Annotated in this window: 18 protein-coding genes and 1 pseudogene; 6 read left to right on the top strand and 13 right to left on the bottom strand. The window is 73.5% G+C overall.

Going from position 1 to position 21,384, the window contains the following annotated elements; genetic code table 11:
* Positions 1-139: 139 nt before the first annotated feature.
* Entirely contained in the window at positions 140-982 is an 843-nt protein-coding gene (locus tag O7595_RS01715) for a pentapeptide repeat-containing protein (protein ID WP_269726932.1), read from the top strand.
* A 262-nt stretch (positions 983-1,244) separates the two neighbouring features.
* On the top strand, positions 1,245-1,805 hold the full coding sequence (locus O7595_RS01710) for a type 1 glutamine amidotransferase domain-containing protein (RefSeq protein ID WP_269726931.1): 561 nt from the start codon (positions 1,245-1,247) through the stop codon (positions 1,803-1,805).
* A gap of 138 nt (positions 1,806-1,943) precedes the next feature.
* Here the strand turns inward: O7595_RS01710 and O7595_RS01705 are convergent, their stop codons facing one another.
* From O7595_RS01705 to O7595_RS01685, 5 genes are all read right to left on the bottom strand, one after another.
* Positions 1,944-2,642 carry an alpha/beta fold hydrolase gene (locus O7595_RS01705; RefSeq protein WP_269726930.1) on the bottom strand — a complete coding sequence of 233 codons (699 nt, stop codon included), beginning with the start codon at positions 2,640-2,642 and terminating at the stop codon, positions 1,944-1,946.
* 243 nt (positions 2,643-2,885) lie between these two features.
* The gene (locus O7595_RS01700; RefSeq protein ID WP_269726929.1) at positions 2,886-3,821 is read right to left on the bottom strand and encodes a cation diffusion facilitator family transporter; all 936 of its coding nucleotides are present in this window, start codon (positions 3,819-3,821) and stop codon (positions 2,886-2,888) included.
* A gap of 151 nt (positions 3,822-3,972) precedes the next feature.
* The gene (ligD, locus tag O7595_RS01695; RefSeq protein ID WP_269726928.1) at positions 3,973-4,893 is read right to left on the bottom strand and encodes a non-homologous end-joining DNA ligase; all 921 of its coding nucleotides are present in this window, start codon (positions 4,891-4,893) and stop codon (positions 3,973-3,975) included.
* A gap of 86 nt (positions 4,894-4,979) precedes the next feature.
* On the bottom strand, positions 4,980-6,824 hold the full coding sequence (locus O7595_RS01690) for a transketolase (RefSeq protein ID WP_269726927.1): 1,845 nt from the start codon (positions 6,822-6,824) through the stop codon (positions 4,980-4,982).
* Positions 6,825-6,878: 54 nt separating this feature from the next.
* Entirely contained in the window at positions 6,879-8,267 is a 1,389-nt protein-coding gene (locus O7595_RS01685) for an NAD(P)/FAD-dependent oxidoreductase (protein WP_269726926.1), read from the bottom strand.
* A 469-nt stretch (positions 8,268-8,736) separates the two neighbouring features.
* Between O7595_RS01685 and O7595_RS01680 the strand changes: the two genes are divergently transcribed.
* Positions 8,737-9,342 (top strand): GTP-binding protein, encoded by a 606-nt coding sequence (locus O7595_RS01680; protein WP_269726925.1) that lies wholly within the window; start codon positions 8,737-8,739, stop codon positions 9,340-9,342.
* Between the two features lie 66 nt (positions 9,343-9,408).
* Here O7595_RS01680 and O7595_RS01675 read toward each other — a convergent pair whose 3' ends face one another.
* The gene (locus tag O7595_RS01675; RefSeq protein WP_269726924.1) at positions 9,409-9,837 is read right to left on the bottom strand and encodes a PPOX class F420-dependent oxidoreductase; all 429 of its coding nucleotides are present in this window, start codon (positions 9,835-9,837) and stop codon (positions 9,409-9,411) included.
* Between the two features lie 148 nt (positions 9,838-9,985).
* Here O7595_RS01675 and O7595_RS01670 point away from each other — a divergent pair, with 148 nt between their 5' ends.
* The gene (locus O7595_RS01670; protein ID WP_269726923.1) at positions 9,986-10,399 is read left to right on the top strand and encodes a roadblock/LC7 domain-containing protein; all 414 of its coding nucleotides are present in this window, start codon (positions 9,986-9,988) and stop codon (positions 10,397-10,399) included.
* A 255-nt stretch (positions 10,400-10,654) separates the two neighbouring features.
* Here O7595_RS01670 and O7595_RS01665 read toward each other — a convergent pair whose 3' ends face one another.
* Positions 10,655-11,740 (bottom strand): phosphatidylinositol-specific phospholipase C domain-containing protein, encoded by a 1,086-nt coding sequence (locus O7595_RS01665; protein WP_269726922.1) that lies wholly within the window; start codon positions 11,738-11,740, stop codon positions 10,655-10,657.
* A gap of 542 nt (positions 11,741-12,282) precedes the next feature.
* Between O7595_RS01665 and O7595_RS01660 the strand changes: the two genes are divergently transcribed.
* Positions 12,283-13,839 carry an ATP-dependent DNA ligase gene (locus O7595_RS01660; RefSeq protein WP_269726921.1) on the top strand — a complete coding sequence of 519 codons (1,557 nt, stop codon included), beginning with the start codon at positions 12,283-12,285 and terminating at the stop codon, positions 13,837-13,839.
* Positions 13,840-14,192: 353 nt separating this feature from the next.
* Positions 14,193-14,846, top strand: a pseudogene (locus tag O7595_RS01655) (LmeA family phospholipid-binding protein); the annotation flags it as partial.
* A gap of 675 nt (positions 14,847-15,521) precedes the next feature.
* Here O7595_RS01655 and O7595_RS01650 read toward each other — a convergent pair.
* The 6 genes from O7595_RS01650 to O7595_RS01625 all read right to left on the bottom strand — a co-directional run bounded on the left by O7595_RS01650 (position 15,522) and on the right by O7595_RS01625 (position 21,373).
* Complete coding sequence (locus tag O7595_RS01650; RefSeq protein ID WP_269726920.1) at positions 15,522-16,370, bottom strand: SDR family NAD(P)-dependent oxidoreductase; 849 nt, start codon at positions 16,368-16,370, stop codon at positions 15,522-15,524.
* Between the two features lie 251 nt (positions 16,371-16,621).
* Complete coding sequence (locus O7595_RS01645) at positions 16,622-17,215, bottom strand: helix-turn-helix domain-containing protein (protein WP_269726919.1); 594 nt, start codon at positions 17,213-17,215, stop codon at positions 16,622-16,624.
* A gap of 138 nt (positions 17,216-17,353) precedes the next feature.
* Positions 17,354-18,097, bottom strand: a complete 744-nt coding sequence (locus O7595_RS01640; protein WP_269726918.1) for an SRPBCC family protein — start codon at positions 18,095-18,097, stop codon at positions 17,354-17,356.
* An 18-nt stretch (positions 18,098-18,115) separates the two neighbouring features.
* The gene (locus tag O7595_RS01635) at positions 18,116-19,261 is read right to left on the bottom strand and encodes an XdhC family protein (protein WP_269726917.1); all 1,146 of its coding nucleotides are present in this window, start codon (positions 19,259-19,261) and stop codon (positions 18,116-18,118) included.
* Complete coding sequence (locus O7595_RS01630) at positions 19,254-20,405, bottom strand: vWA domain-containing protein (protein ID WP_269726916.1); 1,152 nt, start codon at positions 20,403-20,405, stop codon at positions 19,254-19,256. Before O7595_RS01630 ends, O7595_RS01635 begins: the two co-directional genes overlap by 8 nt.
* Positions 20,406-20,410: 5 nt before the next feature.
* Complete coding sequence (locus O7595_RS01625; protein ID WP_269726915.1) at positions 20,411-21,373, bottom strand: AAA family ATPase; 963 nt, start codon at positions 21,371-21,373, stop codon at positions 20,411-20,413.
* Between the last annotated feature and the right edge of the window lie 11 nt (positions 21,374-21,384).

Here is a 21,384-nt window from a genome sequence, read left to right as displayed (position 1 = left end):
ACATGTGAGCGCCTGCCCGGGGGCCCTCCGGGCAAACGCACGCAGAAGGGGGTGGGTCGGGGGCGAAGGGCCGTTCCGGATGGGGAACACTGGCCCTGACATCCCGTTCGCTGCACGGAAACGGAAGAGGCAGGGCTCAGTGACCGAAGCGCACCAGGACGCGGCACCCCCTCCCGGCACCTCGGCGCTGCGGGCCGACTGCGGTGACTGCTTCGCCCTCTGCTGCGTGGCCCTGCCCTTCTCGGCCTCGGCCGACTTCGCCGTCGACAAACCCGCGGGCCGGCCCTGCGGCAACCTTCGCGACGACTTCCGCTGCGGCATCCACACCCGGCTCCGGGACGGCGGATTCTCCGGCTGCACCGTGTACGACTGCTTCGGCGCGGGTCAGAAGGTCTCCCAGGTGACGTTCGCGGGACGGAGCTGGCGATCGGCCCCGGGCAGCGCCCGGCAGATGTTCGACGTCTTTCCCGTGATGCGCCGACTGCACGAACTGCTGTGGTACTTGACCGCTGCTCTGTCGCTGCCGGCGGCCCGTCCGGTGCACCCGGCTGCACGTGCTCTCCGCGACGAGATCGAGGCGGTGACACTGCGGGAGCCCGATGAGCTGCTCGGGACCGACGTCGCCGCGCTTCGCGGCCGTACGGGCGAACTGCTGCTCAGTGCGAGCGCGCTGGCGAGGGCCGGGGCCGAGCCGGGCCGGGGGAAGAACCGCAGGGGCGCCGACCTCCTCGGGGCCAGGCTCGCGCGCGCCGACCTCCACGGCGCGGATCTGCGCGGTGCCTGCCTGATCGCCGCCGACCTCGGCGGAGCCGATCTGCGTCTGGCAGATCTCCTCGGCGCCGACCTCAGGGACACCGACCTCTCGGGTGCCGACCTCACCGGCAGCATCTTCCTCACCCAGCCGCAGCTCCAGCAGGCGAGGGGCGACGCGGCGACGCGGCTGCCGTCGGGACTCCGCCGTCCCGCACACTGGAGAGCCTGAAGCGCCGGCCGGGACGTCCGGGCCTGAACGGGCCCGCCCGGCGTCCGCCGATGACGCGATGGATCGCCCGGCCGGACGCAGCGCTACGGGGGGCCGGCGGACACGGTGCAACCGGGCCGGGCCCGGGGATGCCGCGCGGCGCTGTTGCGGTAGTCCCCGCATACCGGGCACACGGACGGGTACGCGCACCGCCGGACAGGGCCGGACCCCGGCAGCGAGCCGGGCCGGTGACGCAGAAGCGGGGGAGAGAAGAGCCGAGCCCATGAACATCGCCTTCCTCACGGCGCACGAAGGCGTCGAGCAGATCGAACTGACCGGACCCTGGCAGGCCGTGGTCGACGCCGGGCACACCCCTCGGCTGGTCTCCGTCGAACCCGGCCGCGTGCAGGCCTTCGACCACCTCGACAAGGCGGACACCTTCGCCGTCGACCAGGTCGTCCCCGACGCCTCGGTGACGGACTACGCGGGCCTCGTACTCCCCGGAGGAGTCGCCAACCCCGACTTCCTGCGCATGGACTCCGAGGCCGTCGCCTTCGTCCGGGGGTTCTTCGAGGCGGGCAAGCCGGTGGCGGCCATCTGCCACGCCCCGTGGACGCTCGTCGAGGCCGACGTCGTACGCGGCAGGACGCTGACCTCCTGGCCCAGCCTGCGCACCGACATCCGCAACGCCGGCGGCACCTGGGTGGACGAGCAGGTGCAGATCTGCCGTAGCGGCCCGAACACACTGATCACCAGCCGGAAACCGGACGACCTCACCGCCTTCTGCGCGGCCTTCCTCAAGGAATTCGCCCGGCAGACCGCCGGCGCCGGAGCCGGGGGCTGACGGCCCGCGCCGAAGGGTGCGCAGGGGCCGGCCGCCCGGCTCCGTCCCGGGCCCCAGGGCCGTGCTCGCGCGGGCCACCCCGCGTCGAGTCGAGGCGGGTGCGGTTCGCGGGCCCGTGGACGCCCGGGCCTGCGGGTCCTATGTGTCCGCCGCGTCGAGGAGCACCCGGGCCAGCTCGTGCGGTTGGGAGAACATCGGCCAGTGCCCGGTGTCCAGTTCGACCAGCCGCCAGTGCTCGCCACGCAGCAGTTCGGCCACATCGGGGCTCGGCTCCTCCCCGTCGAGCAGGCACTTGACGTACGTCGCCGGCAGCTCGCCGAGCGCCCGTGCGAGCACCGCCGGTTCGGTCAGCGTCGCGCCGGGATGCGGAGTCGCGCCCGCGACGATCCGGCCCGTCTGCTCGTCACCGAGCCCCTGCCCGGTGCAGTCGGCCTCGCTCAGCGGTGCCCAGAAGCCACCGGTCGCGGCTATCGAGGCCTCGACCGTCGCCCGGCCGTCGGGCCATGCGGACACGAACGACTCGCCGTCCGCCGGGACGTTCGAGTCGACGAAGACCACGCGCCGCAGCCGGTCTCCGATCCGCTCGGCGGCCTGACCGACCGGGATCCCCGAGTAGCTGTGCCCGACGAGCACGACATCCCGCAGGTCGTACCGCTCGATCGCGTCGACGACGTCCTGGACGTGCGTCTGCTGGCCCGCCGGCACGCCGCTCATCTCCGCGAGGCCGGACAAGGTCACCGGACGTACGCCGTGACCGCCCTCGCGCAGTTCCGGCACGACGTCGTCCCATGCCCACGCACCGAGCCAAGCGCCCGCCACCAATACGAAGTTCACCATGCCCGCACCGTAGTGAAGGGGTACGACAATCGCGTCCGGCCTGCGTCCGGCCTGCGTCCGGGCCGACCGGTCCACCTGTTCGCCCCGGTCCCGGCCACCCGTTCGCCCGGCCACCCGTTCGCCCGGCCACCCGTTCGCCCGGCCGGTCCACCTGCCCGGCTTCGCCGCCGCCGGGCCTCCGCGGCCGGACCACCGGCCTCCGGGCCGTGTTTCCACCGCGCGCGGAGAGGGCCGCCCGCCGGTTCAGCGGCCGGGGTGCGGAGGCGCCTCCGTGATGTCGAGGAAGACCTGGTCCGCCTCCGGCCAGCGGTCCAGCACCGCAGCCTTGATCCTCTCGCTCACGAGTTCGACCTCCTCGCTGTCCAGACCCGGCGCCAGGTCGATCCTGGCGGCGAGGAGCACGGAGTCGACCCCCAGACGCATCGTCAGCAGGTCCGCCACATTGTCGATCTCCGGCTGCTCGTCCAGCATGTCGCGGACGGCCCGGTGCATGCCGGGATCGACGGCGACACCGATCAGGAAGTCCCGCGCCTCGCGTCCCAGCCGGTACGCGACGTACACCAGCAGCAGGCCGATCGCGAGGGACGCCGCCGCCTCCCAGGCGACGCTGCCGGTGAACAGGTGCAGTCCCATGCCGGCCATGGCGATCAGCACCCCGACCACGGCGGCGCTGTCCTCCGCGATCACGGTGCGGTGCGCGGGGTCCCGGGCCTCGTCTCCCTCCCTGCGGTACTGGTAGAGCGCGCGGACGAGCGATGTCCCCTCGGCGAGCAGCGCGACGCCCAGCACGGCGAGCCCGGCCGCGTAGTGTCCGGTGGACACCGGCCGGTCGCCCTCGCGCAGTGCCTCGATCCCTTGGAAGAACGAGAAGCAGCCGCCCATGACGAAGATGCCGACGGCCGCGAGCAGGGACCAGAACCAGCGTTCCTTGCCGTAGCCGAACGGGTGCCGGCGGTCCGCCGGCCGGCGGCTGCGGCGCAGGGCGGCGAGGAGGAAGATCTCGTTGAGGCTGTCGGCCACCGAGTGCGCCGCTTCCGACAGCAGCGCGGGCGACGCCGCCAGGAGACCGCCGACGGTCTTGGCCGCGGCGATGGCGAGGTTGGCGGCGAGCGCGACGACAACGGTCAGCCGGGTCCTGCGATCCGAGCGGGCCCCGCGCTCGCCGTGCTCCCGGTTCACGACCGTTCACCCATGGGTCCGCCTGACGAGTGCCGGGGGCCGTTGCCGGACGAGGACTCGCCGCAGGAGCGGCCGCACCGACCGCCGGCGCACCGCCCTCGCCGCGGCGGCGCTGCCCGTCGGCTGCCCGGGGCCGTGGACACGCGGGCGCTCAACCGACTGACCCGTCGCGGCGCAGCGCGTCCAGCCGGCGCCGCGCCGGGCCCAGCGACCTGCCGTGCCGCAGTGCTCCGGCCCACGGATCCGCCGCCGCCTGTTCCGCGGCGTCCGTGATGTTCCACCGGCGTGCCGTGACCTCGGGGTCGTCCAGTTGGTCCCAGCTGATCGGCGTGGCGACCGGCGCGCCTTCGCGCGCGCGTACCGAGTACGGCGCCACCGCCGTCTGCGCGTACCCGTTGCGCTGGACGTCCAGGTACAGGCGGTCGCCGCGTGCGGCCTTGCGCGCCTCCGTGGTCAGCCGGTCCGGATGGGAGGCCGCGAGAAGGTCCGCCGTGTCCTTCGCGAACTCCCTGACCTCGTCGAACGCGTGGCGCCTGCTGAGCGGTACGACGACGTGCAGCCCCCGTGACCCCGTCGTCATCAGTACCGACGGCAGACGGAGCTCGCCGAGCAGTTCGCCGAGGAGCCGCGCGGTCCGCCGGACGGGCTCGAAGTCGTCCTCCGCGGGGTCCAGGTCGAAGACCATGCGGTCGGGGTGACCCGGGCGGTCGGCCTTCGCCTGCCAGCGGTGGAGGGTGACGCAGGCCTGGTCGGAGAGGTGGACGAGGGTCGCGGTGTTGTCGCAGACCGTGTGCGTGACCGTGCCGCCCTCCTTGGGGAGCTCGGCTCGGCGCACCCAGTCCGGATAGTGCTCCGGCGTGTCCTTCTGCATGAAACGGGGCCCGTCGAGACCGTCGGGGAGCCGTTCCAGCATCAGGGGCCGGCCCCGCAGATGCGGCACCATGTGCGGGGCGATCGCCCGGTGGTAGTCGACGAGATCCGCCTTGGTGAACCCGTCGGCGGGAAACAGGACCTTGCCCGGCCGGTGGACCTCCACGGTCCGGCGACCGGCACGGACGGTTGTGGTGCTCATGGCTCGCGGGTACCCCGTACCGCCGCCCGGCAGACACCGGCACGGCCGGACGGGGCACTCACGGGTCCAGAGCGGAGCCGGCCGCCTCAGTGGGCGATGACCCTCTCCACGAGCAGCTTCACGGCCGCCGCGATGGATTCCGCGTCGATCCCGGCGGCGTGCAGCTGTTCCTCCGGTTTCGCGGAGAGGGGCATGTCGCGTACGGCGAGGCGGGCGAGCCTGGGCGCGGGACGCCCGTCCGAGAACGCCTCCGCGACCGCGTCGCCGATCCCGCCCTCGGGCCGGTGGTCCTCCACCGTGAGGACGCATCCCGTGGCCCCCGCGGCGTCGTTGAGCGTGTCCACGTCGACGGGCTTCACCGAGTACAGGTCGACGACCCGGACCGGGATGCCGTCCGCCGCGAGCGCGTCCGCCGCGCGCAGGGCCTCGTGCACCGTCACTCCCGCGGCGACGATCGTCGCCTTGTCGCCCTCGCCGCCGCGCAGCACCTTGCTGCCGCCGATCGGGAACTCCTCGTCGGGACCGTAGATGACGGGCGTCTCGCCCCGGCTGGTGCGCAGGTAGCGGATCCCGTCGAGATCCGCCATGGCCGCCACGAGCCGCGCCGTCTGGTTGGCGTCGCACGGGTACAGCACCGTCGACCCGTGGACGGACCGGAGCATCGCCAGATCCTCGAGGCCCATCTGCGAGGGCCCGTCCTCGCCGATCGACACGCCGGCGTGCGAGCCGACGAGATTGATACCGGCACGGCTCACCGCGGCCATGCGGACGAAGTCGTGGGCGCGGGTCAGAAACGCGGCGAACGTCGACGCGTACGGCACCCACCCGCACGCCTGCAGGCCGACCGCCCCGGCCACGAGCTGCTGCTCGGCGATGTAGAACTCGAGGTACCGGTCGGGGTGCTCCTTCCCGAAGTACTCCGTGCGCGTGGAGTCCCCGACCTCGGCGTCGAGCGCGACGACGTCGCCGCGCGCGGAACCCAGTGCCGCCAGGGCGCGCCCGTAGGCGGTACGGGTGGCCTCCTCCGTGCCGGTCTCGAAGCGGGGCAGTTCCAGGGGTCCCCTGTCCCGGTCGCGCCGGCCGCTCGCCGCGGGCGGCGGCTCGACCTCGACCGTGACGAACCGCGGGCCGCCGAGTTCCTCGATCGCCGTCTCCGCGTCGGGGAGCGGCTTGCCGTGCTTGCCCTCCTGGTCCTCGACGACGGCGACGCCGCGGCCCTTGCGGGTGGCCGCGATGACGGCCGTCGGCCGTTCGTCGACCTCGACCGCCTCGGTGAGGGCCTTGTCGACGGCCTCGACGTCATGGCCGTCGACCTCGACGGTGTGCCAGCCGAACGCCCTGAGCCGCCGTGCGTAGGCGTCGAGGTCGTGCTGATGGCGGGTCGGCCCGCGCTGCCCGAGCCGGTTGACGTCGATGATCAGCTTCAGATTGGCCAGCTTCTCGAAGGAGGCGTGCTCGACGGCCTCCCAGACGGAGCCCTCCGCCATCTCGCTGTCCCCCGAGAGCACCCAGACCCGGTACGGGAGGCGGTCGAGGTACTTGCCCCCGAGGGCCATCCCCACCCCGACCGGCAGCCCTTGGCCGAGCGAGCCCGTGGCGACGTCCACCCAGGGCAGCCGTGGCGTCGGATGGCCTTCGAGACGGCTGCCCCGCTTGCGGAACGTCAGCAGTTCCTCGTCGTCGATCGCGCCCGCTGCCTTGTAGAGGGAGTACAGCAGCGGCGAGGCGTGGCCCTTGGAGAAGATCAGCCGGTCGTTGGCCGGGTTCTCCGGGTCGGAGAAGTCGTACCGCAGATGGTGGGCGAGGAGCACGGCGGCGAGGTCAGCCGCCGACATCGAGGACGTCGGGTGGCCCGAGCCCGCGGCGTCGGCCGCCCGCACGGAATCCACCCGCAACTGCTGGGCCAGTTCCGTCAGTTCTTCGTTACGCATGTCACTCCGTTCGCAGGCGGTCCGATGACCGGTTCGCGTGTCGTCGTTCGGCCGTCACTTCCGGTTCCGGCCGGGCAGTCGGGCCAGCTCGGGCGACGAGGTGTCGAGCGGCACCGACCAGGAGCTGACGAGGCCGAGCTGCACCGCCTGGCGCGGCAGCGCTGCGTCCAGCAGCCAGTCGGCGGCCACCCGTACCCGGTTGCCCGGCATCGCCGCCAGGTGGTAGCCGCGGGTCACCGCGCCCGCGAGTGGTCCGGACAGCGGTACGCCGAGGGGGTTGGCCGCCGCCTGGACACCGCCCAGGTCGACGGCGAAGCCCAGGTCGTGGTGCCGGTAGGCGCGTGCGGTGCCGTGCCCGAGCGACGCCGCGACGTTGTTGGCCGCCACATCGCCCTGCCGCGTGGCGTGCTGCGCGGTCATCGGCGTCAGTTCGTAGCCGGTTCCGTTGCCGTCGTCCGCGCCGTCTTCGCCGCCCGGTAGCGGCCGGGTCAGATCCGGTACGGCGGCGGCGTCCCCGCAGGCGAACACATCGGGATGACCCGGCACGTTGAGCTCGGCCGTCACCCGCAGCCTGCCGCGGTCGACGGGCAGCCCGACGTCGGCCACGAGCGGGTCGGGCCGTACTCCGACGCACCACACCAGGGTCCGGGTCGGGACGAACTCGCCGTCGTCCAGCAGCACCCCGTCCGGCGTCGCCTCCTTGATGGAGGTACCGGTGCGCACCTCCACGCCCCGGGCGCGCAGCACCCGGTCCGCGGTCTCGGACAGCCGCCGGTCGAGTTCGGGCAGCACCCGGGGCGCGATGTCGAGGAGCAGCCAGCGCGGCCGGGTGTCCGGGGAGCGCCAGGCCGGGCCGAACGGTTCCTTCGGCCGCGACATCTGGGCGTGCAGTTCGTCCGTGAAGATCTTGCCCTGCGCCGCCACCTCGGTTCCCGTGTATCCGGCGCCGACCACGACGAAGGTGCAGCGTGCCCCGCACTCGTCGGCGTGCGCCGCCGCGCCCGCCATCTCGACCTGCCGGACGATGTGGTCGCGGAGGTAGAGCGCTTCGGGCAGTCCGCGGAAGCCGTGCGCGTACTCGCTCACTCCGGGGATGGGGAGCAGCTTGTTGACGCTTCCGACGGCGAGCACGAGCCGGTCGTACGCGAGCTCCCCGGGCGAGCCCTCCGGGTCCGTGTAGTGCAGGCGGCGCCCGGCGAGGTCGACGCGTGTCGCCTCGCCCAGCACGAGCCGCACCCGCGGGAGGGTGTGCACGAGGGAGACGGTGACCCTCCGCGGCTCCAGGATCCCGGCGGCCACCTGGGGCAGCAGGGGGAGATACAGAAAGTAGTCGGTGGGATTGAGCAGAACGATCTCGACCCGTTCCCTGGCCAGGGAACGGGACAGGGCACGGGCCGCACGGTGGCCGGCGAACCCGGCTCCGACGATGACGATCCTGGTCACGCCCCGTTCCGGCCGTGACCGGCCCTGTGTCGTGGTGTGCGGGGCCTGCGCGTGAGGGGTCCGGATGTCGTCGGCCTGCACGGCGAATCGCCTCCCGTGGGGGATAGGGGCATGCGACGGACGGGACGTTCCGAGTGCCCTGCCGGCGCGGTGGTAAACGCCGCCGTCGCCGCAGTCGGAGAACGTTGTCGCAATAGCGTCCGTACAACCAGCCTCCACCTGTCGAACTGTCGCGGCCACACGAAATTCGCATGGATTCGGACACTGTTTCAGTCCGGAACAATCACATCGCGCAAAAAGCGATCCACGCGCCCCACCTGTGGCTCCGATTGCCATACTGCTCACGTTCGCAGAACAGATGTGCTGGCGCCGGCCCTCCCGGCCGGCCTTCCCCGAGGCGGCCGGAACGACCGTGACCTGGGGCTCCTCCTGCCACTTGTCGGCGCACACCCACTGGGAGAAGTGATCGATGGCCCCCGAGCTCTCTGGCGGCATCGGCGGAGACGCCGCCGCTCTCGCGCTGAAAATACTGGTCGCCGGCGGGTTCGGCGTCGGCAAGACGACCCTCGTCGGAGCGGTCAGCGAAATCCGGCCACTGCGCACCGAGGAACAGCTCAGCGAGGCGGGCGAGAGCGTCGACGACACCGGAGGGGTCGACCAGAAGACGACCACCACCGTCGCCATGGACTTCGGGCGCATCACGATCCGCTCGGGACTGTCCCTCTATCTCTTCGGCACACCCGGTCAGGACCGCTTCTGGTTCCTGTGGGACGAACTCTCCCAGGGCGCGCTCGGCGCGGTGGTCCTCGCGGACACCCGGCGCCTCGAGGACAGCTTTCCGGCCGTCGACTACTTCGAGCACCGGCGCATCCCGTTCGTCGTCGCCGTCAACTGCTTCCCGGGCGCGCGGACCTACGGGGCTCACGAGGTCTCCCGTGCGCTGGACCTCGACCGGGGGACGCCGGTCGTGCTGTGCGACGCGCGTGACCGTGATTCGGGAAAGGAGGTGCTGGTCCGGCTGGTCGAGTACGCCGGGCGGATGCACACCGCCCGGCTGCTCGACTCGGTGGGGTGAGGAGGGCGGCGCCGGATCGGGCGGCGGGTGGGCGGGTCCTGGCCGGGCGCGGTCGGGGAGACTTCGTCAGTCGGCCACGTCCGCCACGGCCTGGACCTTCTCGACGCGCACCCGGACCACCAGCTCACCGGGCACCCCGTTGCGCGCGCCGTACTCCTCGGCGCGCTCCTCGCCCATGTAGCGTGCGGCGATCCGCGTGGCCCAGTGCCGCAACCGCCCCGGGTCCTCGCTCACTTCCGCGCGGCCCTGGACGACCACGAACGAGAACGGCGGACGGTCGTCGTCCACGCAGAGGGCGACCCTGCCGTCGCGGGTCAGGTTCCGGCCCTTGACCGTCTCCTTCCCGGTGTTGAAGACCACGTCGTCACCGTCGAGGAGGAACCAGACCGGTGCGATGTGCGGGCTGCCGTCCGCCCGGACGGTCGACAGTTTCGCGGTGCGCGTGCCCTGGGACACGAACGCCCGCCATTCGTCCTGAGACATCTTTCTCGCCATGGGGACCATCCTCGGACGCGACCCGTGGTGAGGGAAAGTCAACTCTCCGCTGCCGTGCGCCGGTGATGACTCCTTGCCGGGACGGGGACTGTGCGCGAGGCTTACCGCGACACGGGGGAACGCGAACACACGAACGGGGAGGAACGCCATGGCAGCGGACAAGGGGCTCGACTGGCTCCTGGACGACCTGACCAAGAGGGTCTCGTGCATACGGCACGCGCTGGTGCTGTCCAACGACGGCCTGGTGACCGGGGCGAGTACGGGACTCGCCCGGGAGGACGCGGAGCACCTCGCCGCCGTCTCCTCCGGACTGCAGAGTCTCGCGCGCGGGTCGGGCAGGCACTTCCGTGCGGGCCGGGCGAGGCAGACCATGGTGGAGTTCGACGACGCGATGCTCTTCGTCACCGCCGCGGGCGACGGCAGTTGCCTCTGCGTGCTCAGCGCCGCGGAGGCCGACGTCGGCCAGGTCGCCTACGAGATGACGCTGCTGGTGAACCGGGTCGGGGAACACCTGGCGGTGGCCGCGCGGCAGCCGGGGCGGATCACGGTCTCCGACTTCTGAGGCTTGCGCCTGAAGGCCCTGCGCCGCGCCTGGCACCTCTGCGGGGATCGTCGTCCGGGCGGCCCCGGTCCCGGGCCGACCGGAATCTCCCTCTCCCAACGGGCGGGACGGGGAGGCCCGGTGTCGCGCGTCGTCCGGGCGGGTGCCCAAGGGCTGCCGGCCCGGTGGCGCCGACCCAGGGCCTCCCCGTCGCACACCGGCTGGAAAGGCCGCCACGAACGGTTCGCGCCGGGGGAGGACCGTCGGCGTCCCCGCCTACCGCTGTGACCGGGGGGTACCGTCGGCGGTGCCACGCGGCACGACGCTCGACAGTACCGAGGGCAGCGTGTGCCAGTCCGACGAGACCACGCTCGCGTGCCTGCCGGCCAGCAGAGCGACGCGGTCGCGGGCCTGTGCCTCCGTGGGGCTGGTGCTGTCGATCGCGGGCGGCACGCTGTGGGCGCTGGTCATGAGGACGAGGTAGTGGTTCCTGTCGTACCAGGCGGTGTCGATCGAGCCGCCCGCGTAGAGGGAGGCGCCCCCGTCGAAGACGACGAACCACGGGCGAATGGAGGCGTCCGAGTAGCGGCCGCGCGGGTCGCCGGCCTGCGCGCCGAGTACGGCGGGGAAGGCCGAGGCCTCGGGCAGCCGGCCGGCGGAGGCGAGGTTGCGCAGATGGGTGGCGTACTCCCGGTCCGTCCACAGCGTGTCGAAAGGGTTCCCCTGCTCGACCGTACCGGGTATGAGTTCGACGATGAACTTCCCCGCGAGGTCGGTGCGGGAGGGCCAGCCACGCGCGCGTACGGCGGAGTCCAGGTCCGGGTGGCCCGCCGCCAGATCGGCGGGCCGGTACAGCGCGTCACCGAGCCCGGCGGTGAGCAGGGCGTCCAGCGCGGCGGGGCCCCGGCCGTGCTTGCCCTGGAAACCGTCCTTCATCTCGACCTTGAGCAGGATGGGCCGGTGTCCGGGGTTCGCCTCGTGCCAGGCGCGGATGTCGGAGAGACAGCCGCTGAGATCCCTGTTGCGGGACTTGCTGCGCAGCTCGGCGGCGGTCGAGGCGTTCACGCAGTTGTTGTCGTTGCCCACCGGATTGTCGTGGGCCACCCGGAAGGATCTGCCGAACACATTGGTCCACACGTCGATTTCGAGCATTCCCGCACCCGAGTCCAAGGCGTCGGCGAAGTAGGGGTACTTCGCCTTCTCATACGCGTTGTGGACGCCGACCGAGGTCGTCGACGAGTACGCCGGTGCCGTCGCCTCGGTGCCCGGCGCGGCCGCCGCGGGCGCCTGTGCCGGTACGAGCGCCACACCCAGTGCGGCGGCGGCGACTGATGCCGCTGTCGTGCGCGAGAGCTTCCTCATGGTCCCCTACCTGTGTCGGAAGTGGAGCAAATCCACGGCAGATTAGGGGAGTTGAGCGAAGGATGGGAGGCATGCGAACGGCGAGAAGGGAACCTTCCGGAAATTCCCCGTGGTTCCGGGGCGAGCGAGTGGCGGCGGTGCGGCGGCTGGGAGCGCATGGCGGCGGCCGTCCCGTCCACCGCGCTCGGCGATCGGGTGTCCGTCGACGAGGGAGGAGGCTCGTGCCGTCAGCGGCCGCGTCCGCCCCGGGGCCATCGTCCCCGGTGCGTCCCTGCGCCGGTCCTGCCGAGACCCGCCCGAGCGATCCGGACGCCAGGACGCCGGACCCGACCCAGGACCCCCACGGACGCGGCGGCCTCGACCAACTGAGCCGCCTCGTCGGGTCCGCACGAGCGCATGCGCTCGTGTGCTTGCCCGGTGGCGCACCGCGCCGCCCCGGCCCGATCGCCCGATCGAGGCCGAGGTCGCCCGCCGCCCGGTCGCGGTGGACCCGACCGGGAGCACGGCGTGCGGATGGGGGCCGCGGCGGGCACGATGGCCGCATGCTGCTGGCCCGCCTCGCCGATGTGTCCAGGCAGATCGCTGCCGAGCCGTCACGTACCCGGAAGATCGAGGCCCTGGCGTCCTTGTTCCGCGACGCCCGGCCGCAGGAGGCCGCGCTCGTCATCTCCTACCTGGCCGGACGGCTTCCTCAGGGCCGGCTCGGTGTCGGCTGGAGCATCCTCAGGAACCGGCCCGAGCCGGCCGGAGGGCCCGTCCTGACCGTCGAGGAGACCGACGCCGCGTTCACGGCGCTCGCCGGCGTCGGCGGGCCGGGCGCCCAGGCGGAGCGCAGGCGGCTCGTCGGTGGTCTCATGGCCGCCGCGACCCCGCCCGAGCAGGAGTTCCTGCTGAAGCTGCTGACGGGTGAGGTGCGCCAGGGCGCCCTCGACGCGGTGGCGCTCGAGGGCGTGGCCAAGGCGGCCGGCGCACCGGCCGGGGAGGTCCGGCGGGCGGTGATGCTCGACGGTTCGCTTCCCCGGGTGGCCGAGGCGGTACTGGCGGAGGGGCCGACGGTGCTCTCGTCCTTCCGGCTCCGTGTGGGGCGTCCCGTACAGCCCATGCTCGCCCACACCTCGGCGTCGGTGGCCGACGCGGTCCGGGCTCTGGGCGCCTGCTCCGTGGAGGAGAAGCTCGACGGGGTCCGTATCCAGGTCCATCGCTCGGCCGGGGAGGTGCGTATTCACACGCGGTCGCTCGACGACATCACCGCCCGGCTGCCCGACGTGGTGAGGACGGTGCGGGAGCTGCCGGGGGACCGTTTCATCCTCGACGGCGAGGTGATCGCACTCGACCCGGCCGGCAGGCCGCTGCCGTTCCAGGACACCGCCTCCCGCGTGGGTTCCCGGACGGACGTGGCCGCCGCCACCGCGGCGGTTCCCCTGTCACCCGTCTTCTTCGACATCCTCGCGGCCGAGGGCAGGGACGTGCTCGATCTGCCCGGGTACGAGCGCCATGCGGTGCTGGCCGCGCTGGTTCCCGAGCCCATGCGGGTCCGGCGGTACGTGGTCGAGGACCCCGCGTCCCCCGCCCAGCTCGAAGGCGCCGAGGGCTTCCTCGCCGCCACGCTCGACCGCGGCCACGAGGGCGTCATGGTCAAAGGGCTCGACGCGCCCTATGTCGCGGGGCGCCGCGGCCGCTCCTGGCTCAAGGTGAAGCCCGTGCACACGCTCGACCTGGTCGTCCTGGCCGCCGAGTGGGGTCACGGCCGCCGCACGGGACTGCTGTCGAACCTTCATCTGGCGGCACGGGGCGCCGACGGGGGTCTGGTGATGCTCGGCAAGACGTTCAAGGGGCTCACCGACGAGATGCTCCGCTGGCAGACGGAACGGCTGCGGGAGCTGGCGGTGGAGGACAACGGCTTCGAGGTGCGGGTCCGGCCCGAACTCGTCGTCGAGATCGCGTACGACGGTCTGCAGCGGTCCTCGCGCTACCCCGCCGGTGTCGCGCTGCGGTTCGCCCGCGTCCTGCGCCACCGCCCCGACAAGCCGGCGGCGGAGGCCGACGCGATCGAGGACGTCCTGGCGGCGACGCCCGTGGTGCTTCCGTCGGGTCACTGACGCGGTGAGGCGTGCTGCCGGGAGCAGCGGGGAGGGGCGCGTCGAGCGGGAGATGGCCCCGGCCGGTCGGGGGATGCCGGCCGGGGCCGTTCACGGGGTGGGCGCACCGCCACCGATGGTGCGGTCTGCGACCCACACCTATATGAACGGTAAACCATCTTAGAGCGTCCCTCGAACACGCCCCGCGCCGGGTCCCGCACCGCCGCACGGCCGGCGGTACGAGCGCCGGGTGCGCCCCGGAGGGACCCTCAGATGGTCGACTCCGCTTCCGGGGGGCGCGCCGCGGCGACTGTGGCGCGGTCCACGGCGACCGGACTTGCGTTCGAGGGTGGTGATCGTGATGGGATGAGTCGATGCGACCCCCCACACGCATGACCGCGCATTCCCGCAATCCGTATGAGGAGCTTGCCCAACTGGCCGACCCGGAGCCGGACTTCACCGAACAGGGTGATTCCACGGCCCGTGCGTACGGTGGCGCGCCCGCACGCGGCGTCCCGTCGGACGAGACCCCCGACGAGTGGTCGCCGCCCGACCACCGCGGCAGGAGCCGGTTCGGAGCGCTGCCGGTGGCGCTGAAGCTCACCGCCGGCGCCGTCGTGTGCGCCGCACTCCTCTGCGGCGGCGATCGACTGGCCCTCGCCTACGCCGAGGACAAGGTCGAGGAGAAGATCCGCGACTCGCTCGGCCCCGGCGCGCGCCCGGACGTCGACATCGCCGGCTTCCCCTTCCTCACCCAGGTGCTCGGACAGCGGATCGACCGCGCCGACGTCACCCTGCCCGACGTGGCGGCCGGCAAGGTCTCGCTCGCCGAGGTGCACGCCACCGCGCGCGACGTCCGGATCGTCGGCGATCTGCCCAGTTCCCTTCAGGGCGCCGTCGTCGACCGCCTGGACGGCGACGTCCTGCTTTCCTTCGACGACCTGAACCGTGAACTCGGCGCCTCCCGGGTGAAGTTCACCAGTGCCGGTCCGAGCGGGGTCCACATGGCCGGGTCCCTGCCCGTGGCCGGCAGGGAGATCACGGTCCGGGCCGAGGCCCGCATCGAGAGGGACGGGCAGCGGGCCGTGTCGACCACCGTCGAGGGCATGCGGCTCGACGTCCCCGGGTTGTTCAGCTACCGGCCCGGCAAGGATCCCGGGCACTCCGGCCTGCGCCTCCACCGCGAGGCGGCAGCGCGCATCAGCCGTGAGGCCGCCCGCGTCAGGGCCCTGCTGGCCCTGCCGGCCGTGGTGGAGCGGCTGGGGCTTCCCGAGTCCCGGATCGAGCGCGCGCTGCGCAGCGAGAAGGAACTCAACCGGCTCACCGGAACGCCGCGCTTCCTCCAGCAGTTGATGAGGGTCAACCTCGTCGACGTCGTCGTCGACCATCCCTGGTTGCTGGAGAAGGTCGGCATCGATCCCCGGCTGATCGGCGCCCTGCTGGAACTCCGGCCACCGCAGCTCTCCGACCGGCTGTCACTGTCGTTCGAACTGCCGAGGACGACGACCGGGGACATCCGGCTCGAGGACGTCGTCGTGGAGCGCGAGGGTATCCGCGCCGACCTGACGGGGACCGGCCTGACCTTCGGCAAGCCCTCCGCCGGCCGCCCTTCGGCCGCCGGGCCTGCCGACGCCGGCCTCCCCGGCGACCGCACCACCGGCGGAGACCGCGGGAGTCCGGCCCCGTCCGCCGCCGGCGGGACCTCAGCCGTCGAGACCGGCGCGGGGCGCGATGCGGTGGTGGAACGCGACGGCGCCGGGGTCGACGGCCGTCACTCCTCCGTCGACGGTCAGCGTGGCGCCGTTGACGAACGAGGCGGCGGGTGACAGGAGCCAGGCGACCGCCTCGGCGACCTCGGCCGGATCGCCGGGCCGGCGTGCGGGGATGAGCCGGGTGGCTTCCTCGTACGCCTTCTCCGTGCCGGCGGCGGAACCCGCGTCCGGCAGTCCGGCCTCGTCGGCGAAGCGCGCCATGCGCCGGTCGGCCATGTCCGTCCGTACCCAGCTCGGGCAGACGGTGTTGGCCCGCACACCCCGCGGGCCGTAGTCGACGGCGACGGAACGGCACAGCTGCAGCAGCGCTGCCTTGGACGTCGCGTAGGCGGCATTGGCCTGGCCGTTGCGCAGCGCGGAGACCGAGGCGACGGCCACGACGGCGCCGCGTGACCGGAGCAGATGGGGGAGGGCCGCGCGGAGAAGCAGGAACGGGCCGGTCACATTGGTCCTCATGACCGATTCCCAGTCCTCGTCCCGCAGATCGCCGACGGCACCGCCGCGGGCGATGCCCGCGTTGAGCACGAGGCCGTCCAGTCGGCCGTAGGCCGTGACGACCACCTCGACCAGCGCCTCCACCGCGTCGCGGTCGGCCGTGTCGGCGGCGTGTGCCAGCGCCCCGGTCTCGCGCGCGATCTCCTCCAGCGGGCCGGGGCGCCGCCCGGAGACGACGACGTGACGGCCGTCCGCCCGCAGTCTGCGCGCGGTGGCGGCTCCGATGCCCGTTCCCCCGCCGGTGACGAGGTGGACTCCGCGCTCGGCAACTCCTTGACTGCTCATGGCCCTTGACCTTACGCGCCACGGTCCCCGCACCGGCGGCACCGCCCCGGCGCCGCCGGCGCGGGGAGGCGCGCACGTTGACGGCCGCCCGGGTGGACCGGTCCCGGGGACGGGCACGCCCTCGGGGCCCCGTGCGGAGGGCGGCGCGGCCATGCGCCGGTGGCCGGGGCCGTGGACCTCGAAGGCCCCCGCGGTCGGGTCGTCGTCGGTCCTGGCGGTCCTGGCGGTCCTGGCGGACCTGACCGGGCCGATCAGCCCGGGGTGGGGCGTGCCCGTACGTGCATCCGTTCCCCCTGCGGCCCGAACAGCGACAGGAACTCCACGGGCCGGTCCCCGGCGTTGGCGAAGCCGTGCGGCGTGCGGGTGTCGAACTCCGCGGCCTCGCCCGCGCCGAGAACGAGGTCGTGCTCGCCGAGTGCCACCCACAGCCGTCCGGTGAGCACATAGAGCCATTCGTAGCCCTCGTGCACCTTCTGCTCGGGGCGCACGCCCTTGTCCTTCGTCCGCGGCGGCACGATGTGCTTGTAGGCGTGCATACCCCCGAGATACCGCGTCAGCGGTACGTACGTCTGCCCGTTCCGGGTGAACGGGCGCTGCCGGATGCGCGCGTCACCGACGGCGGGGGCGCCGACCAACTCGTCCAGCGGCACGCCGTACGCCTGGGCCAGCGGCAGCAGCAGCTCGAGCGTGGGCTTCCGCCCGCCGGACTCCAGCCGCGAAAGCGTGCTCAGCGAGATCCCGGTCGTCTCGGCGATCTGGGCCAGCGTGCTGCCGCGCGCCTGCCGCAGGGCCCGCAACCGAGGTCCCACGGCCGTGAGCACCTCGTCGACATCCTTCTCCGCCATGGATCCATTTGCCGCCATGGCAAACGGATTCGTCAAGCCGAGACTGGTCCGCACGCCCGGCGGCGGGTGGCGGCCCCCGACGGCTCGCCCCGGATCCCGCTGCTCCTCGCCCTGCTCGCGACGCACCCGGACTGACGGTCAGCGCCGCCGGCGCCGGACGGCCACCGCCACCGCGGCGGCGGCCGCCCCCACAGCCAGCGCCACCGGGACGATCCTCCTGGTGACCGGCAGGCCCGCGGTCCGCAGGAGATCGATGGGCTCGGCGGCTTCGGCGGGCCCCGCCTCCGCACGCGCCTCGGGCACGGCCGGGACTCCTGGCTCCGCCACGGCCGCGGCGGGCGCGGACGGCTCCCCGGCCCCCGGCTCGGCGGGCCCGGTCGCATCCGTCCCCGCTCCGGCCACCGCGCCCCTCCCGGCATCCGCGGTCTCCGCGCCGGGCGCCCCGGCGAGCCGCTGGGAGAGGCAGTCAGCGAACCGGCCCACGAGCCTGTCGCCCACCTCGGCCATCACGCCCCGCCCGATCTGGGCCGGCCGTCCGGTCACGGCGAAGTCGGTACGCACGGAGACGGCCGTTGCCGCGTTCGACGCGGTGAGCCCGGCCGTGACGGTCGCCCGCGCGGTGCCCTGCCCCCGCACCTCCTTGCCGCTCGCCTTCAGCACCATCCGGTGCGCCGCCTCGTCCCTCTCCTCGAAGACGGCGGTGCCCCGGTACGTCAGCGTGACCGGCCCCACCTTCACCTTCACGGTGCCGGTGACCTTCTCGCCGTCGAACTCCTGGACGGTCGTGCCCGGCAGACACGGCGCCACCCGCTCGATGTCGAGAAGCGCCCGCCAGGCCTCCTCGACCGGTACGGGGACGGTGAACTCGTGCCGCAGTTCCATGCTCAGCTCCGTTCCTCGTCACACACCGGCGGATCCCTCCCGGGTCCCGGCGCGGCCGGGAACCGGCCCGGCCGGATGGATCGCGCCGGCCGTCTCCGTCAGCGGCGCGCCGCTCCCGCCCCACCGCAGTGCCACGATCTCCGCCGCCACGGACACGGCGACCTCCTCGGGGGTACGGGCCCCCAAATCCAGGCCCACCGGCGACCGCAGCCGGGCCAGTTGCTCCTCGCCCAGCCCGGCCTCGCGCAGCCGCTTGGCACGGTCGTCGTGGGTGCGCCGGCTGCCCATGGCGCCGATGTAGGCGGCCGGCCGGCGCAGGGCCTGCTCCAGCAGTGGCACGTCGAACTTCGGATCGTGCGTCAGTACGCAGACGACCGTGCGCGCATCGGTCTCGGTGCGGTCCAGATAGCGGTGCGGCCAGTCCACGACGACCTCGACGCCCTCCGGGAAACGCTTGGGCGTGGCGAACACCGGACGCGCGTCGCACACCGTCACCCGGTAGCCGAGGAAGTCGCCGATCCTGGCGACGGCGGCCGCGTAGTCGATGGCACCGAACACCAGCATCCTCGGCGGCGGAGCGAACGAGTGGAGGAAGACCGAGACGTCGTCCTCGCGGCGCTGTCCCCGCGGCCCGTAGTGACGCACACCGGTCGAGCCCTGCGCCAGCCCGCCGCGCGCGTCGGCCACGACGGCGGCGTCCAGCCCCTCGGCGCCGAGCGACCCCGCCACCTCGTCCGCCCACACCGCCAGGGTGGCGCCGCGCGGCGCGGGGCCGTCGGTCACGGTCGCGACCGTCACCGGGCGGTGCGCGGCGACCGAGTCGGCCACCGCCCCGAACACCGCGTCGGTGCCCGGCGAGACGGCCCGCACCAGCAGCGTGATCTCACCACCGCAGGTCAGCCCGACCGCGAACGCGTCCTCGTCGCTGTACCCGAAGGTGTGCAGCCGCGCCGTACCGTCGGCCAGGACCTCCTGCGCCATCTCGAAGACCGCGCCCTCCACACAACCGCCGGACACACTGCCCACGACCTCGTCGTCCGGGCCGACGGCCATCGCCGCGCCGGGCCCGCGCGGCGCGCTGCGGCTCACCGACACGACCGTGGCCAGTCCGAACGGCTCGCCCTCGGCGTACCAGCGGCTCAGGGCGGGCAGAATCTCACGCATCCTCGGCTCCTCTCAGCACTGCGGCGAGGTGCTCCAGCGCCGCCAGACTGTGTCCCTCGACGAACGCGTCCACACTGGGCAGGGCTGCCGCCATCCCGGCCGCCAGCGGCGCGTAACCGGGCCGGGCCTTGCGCGGATTGGCCCACACGACCCGGTGGGCCAGCCGGTGCAGCCGCCGCATCTGGGCGGCGAGGAGGGCCGGATCGCCGCGCTCCCAGCCGTCGGACAGCACCACGACGACAGCGCCCCGCGCCATCCCGCGCTGGCCCCACCGGTCGAGGAACGCCCGCAGCATCTCGCCGAGCCGGGTGCCTCCGCGCCAGTCGGGGACGGCGGCGGCGACCGCCGCCAGTGCGGTGTCCGGGTCGCGGTGCCCCAGCGCGGCGGTCACCCGCGTCAGCCGGGTGCCGATCGTGAACACCTCCGTGGCCGCCCTCGACGCCGCGGGCCCGCCGTGCGTCGCGGCGTGCGCGAACCGCAGCAACGCGTCCGCGTACGGGGCCATCGACCCGCTCACGTCCACCAGCAGGACCACCCGGCGGGGCCGTTCGGCACGTGCCCGCCGGCGCAGCCGGGCCGGCTCCCCGCCGCGGCGAAGCCACTCCCGCACCGTCCGCCGGGGGTCGACGGCGCCCCGACGGGCCGGGCGCAGCCGCGCGGAGCGACGTGGCTCGCCCGGCAGCGCGAAGGCGGCCAACAGCCGCCGCACCTGCTCGCGTTCGGCGGCCGTCAGCGCGGCGACATCGCGATGGCGCAGCACGTCCACCGGACTGGCGAGGGCCGCCGCCGCGCCGGGCCGCCGGTCCTCCTGCCCGCCGCCTCCGCCGGGGACGCGGTCCGTCTCCCGTACGGCGAGCCGCGGCGGCGGGGCCCCGGGCGGCAGCGGCCGGGCCCGCGGCGCCGGAGGACGGTCGCGCGGCCCGAAGTAGGCGGCGAACACGCGGTCGTAGCGGTCGAGGTCGTCCTGGCCGCCGCACAGCGTGAGCCTTCCCGCCCAGTAGACGTCGGTCCGCCGCCGCGGCCCCAGGACGTCGAGTGCCCGCAGGAACGTCTGCACCCGGTCCGGCCCGGCGTCCAGCCCCGCGGCGCGCAGCGCACGCGCGAATCCCACCAGTACCGCCGTACCGCCATCGACCGCCGCCATCCGCCTCACGCCCCAGTCGCCCGCGGGGCGAGGATCGCGGACAGGTCCATGGACCGGGCCCGCTCCGTGTCCTCCCGGTACTTCAGCACCGAGCCGAGCGTCGCCACGGCCAGCTCCGCGTCCAGCTCCGTGGCTCCCAGCGCGTCCAGCGCCTCGGCCCAGTCGATCGTCTCGGCCACTCCCGGCGGCTTCACCAGCTCCTCCGACCGCAGGGCCTGGACGAGGGCGGTGACCTGCTCGGCCAGCCTGGCCGACACCGCCGGCAGCCGGCTGCGGACGATCGCCAGCTCCCGGGCGAAGGCGGGGTGGTCGAACCAGTGGTACAGACAGCGCCGTTTGAGCGCGTCGTGCACCTCTCGCGTCCGGTTCGACGTCAGGACCACCACGGGCGGGGTCTCGGCGCGCAGCGTGCCCAGTTCGGGAACGGTGACCGAGTACTCCGACAGCAGTTCCAGCAGGAACGCCTCGAACTCGTCGTCCGCCCGGTCCACCTCGTCGACGAGCAGCACCGAGGGCTGGGTCCGCAGCGCCTGCAGCAACGGCCGTTCGACGAGGAAACGCCGGTCGTACAGTTCCGCCTCCAGCCGGTCCACGTCGGTGACCCCGGCCGCCTCCGCCGCGCGCAGGTGCAGCAGCTGCCGGGGGAAGTCCCAGTCGTACAGGGCCTGCGAGGCGTCGATCCCCTCGTAGCACTGCAACCGGATCAGCGGCGCTGCCAGCATCCCGGCGAGCGCGCCGGCGAGCGAGGTCTTTCCCACGCCCGCGTCCCCCTCGCAGAACACCGGGCGGTGCAGCCGCAGCGCAAGGAAGCAGGCGGTGGCGAGGCCCTCGTCCACGAGATAGCCGACGTCCTCCAGTCGCCGCCGCACCTCCTCCGGCCCCTCCGGAAGGACGGCGGTGGCTCCGGTGGCCCGTCGTGCCCCGCCGTCGCCGGCCTCCCCAGCGGACCCGGTCGCCGTCCCGCTCATCGGTGCGGCAC

It is taken from the genome of Streptomyces sp. WMMC940, assembly GCF_027460265.1.
Classification (GTDB): Bacteria; Actinomycetota; Actinomycetes; order Streptomycetales; family Streptomycetaceae; genus Streptomyces.
This window is presented reverse-complemented; position numbering and strand designations above follow the sequence as displayed.

Excerpts from the sequence above, each read along its gene's own strand:
- O7595_RS01630 (WP_269726916.1), bottom strand. The coding sequence starts at position 20,405 with ATGGCGGCGGTCGATGGCGGTACGGCGGTACTGGTGGGATTCGCGCGT.
- O7595_RS01665 (WP_269726922.1), bottom strand. The coding sequence starts at position 11,740 with ATGAGGAAGCTCTCGCGCACGACAGCGGCATCAGTCGCCGCCGCCGCA.
- ligD (WP_269726928.1), bottom strand. The coding sequence starts at position 4,893 with ATGAGCACCACAACCGTCCGTGCCGGTCGCCGGACCGTGGAGGTCCAC.
- O7595_RS01660 (WP_269726921.1), top strand. The coding sequence starts at position 12,283 with ATGCTGCTGGCCCGCCTCGCCGATGTGTCCAGGCAGATCGCTGCCGAG.
- O7595_RS01635 (WP_269726917.1), bottom strand. The coding sequence starts at position 19,261 with ATGCGTGAGATTCTGCCCGCCCTGAGCCGCTGGTACGCCGAGGGCGAG.
- O7595_RS01650 (WP_269726920.1), bottom strand. The coding sequence starts at position 16,370 with ATGAGCAGTCAAGGAGTTGCCGAGCGCGGAGTCCACCTCGTCACCGGC.
- O7595_RS01670 (WP_269726923.1), top strand. The coding sequence starts at position 9,986 with ATGGCAGCGGACAAGGGGCTCGACTGGCTCCTGGACGACCTGACCAAG.
- O7595_RS01625 (WP_269726915.1), bottom strand. The coding sequence starts at position 21,373 with ATGAGCGGGACGGCGACCGGGTCCGCTGGGGAGGCCGGCGACGGCGGG.
- O7595_RS01690 (WP_269726927.1), bottom strand. The coding sequence starts at position 6,824 with ATGCGTAACGAAGAACTGACGGAACTGGCCCAGCAGTTGCGGGTGGAT.
- O7595_RS01640 (WP_269726918.1), bottom strand. The coding sequence starts at position 18,097 with ATGGAACTGCGGCACGAGTTCACCGTCCCCGTACCGGTCGAGGAGGCC.
- O7595_RS01645 (WP_269726919.1), bottom strand. The coding sequence starts at position 17,215 with ATGGCGGAGAAGGATGTCGACGAGGTGCTCACGGCCGTGGGACCTCGG.
- O7595_RS01710 (WP_269726931.1), top strand. The coding sequence starts at position 1,245 with ATGAACATCGCCTTCCTCACGGCGCACGAAGGCGTCGAGCAGATCGAA.
- O7595_RS01680 (WP_269726925.1), top strand. The coding sequence starts at position 8,737 with ATGGCCCCCGAGCTCTCTGGCGGCATCGGCGGAGACGCCGCCGCTCTC.
- O7595_RS01675 (WP_269726924.1), bottom strand. The coding sequence starts at position 9,837 with ATGGCGAGAAAGATGTCTCAGGACGAATGGCGGGCGTTCGTGTCCCAG.
- O7595_RS01705 (WP_269726930.1), bottom strand. The coding sequence starts at position 2,642 with ATGGTGAACTTCGTATTGGTGGCGGGCGCTTGGCTCGGTGCGTGGGCA.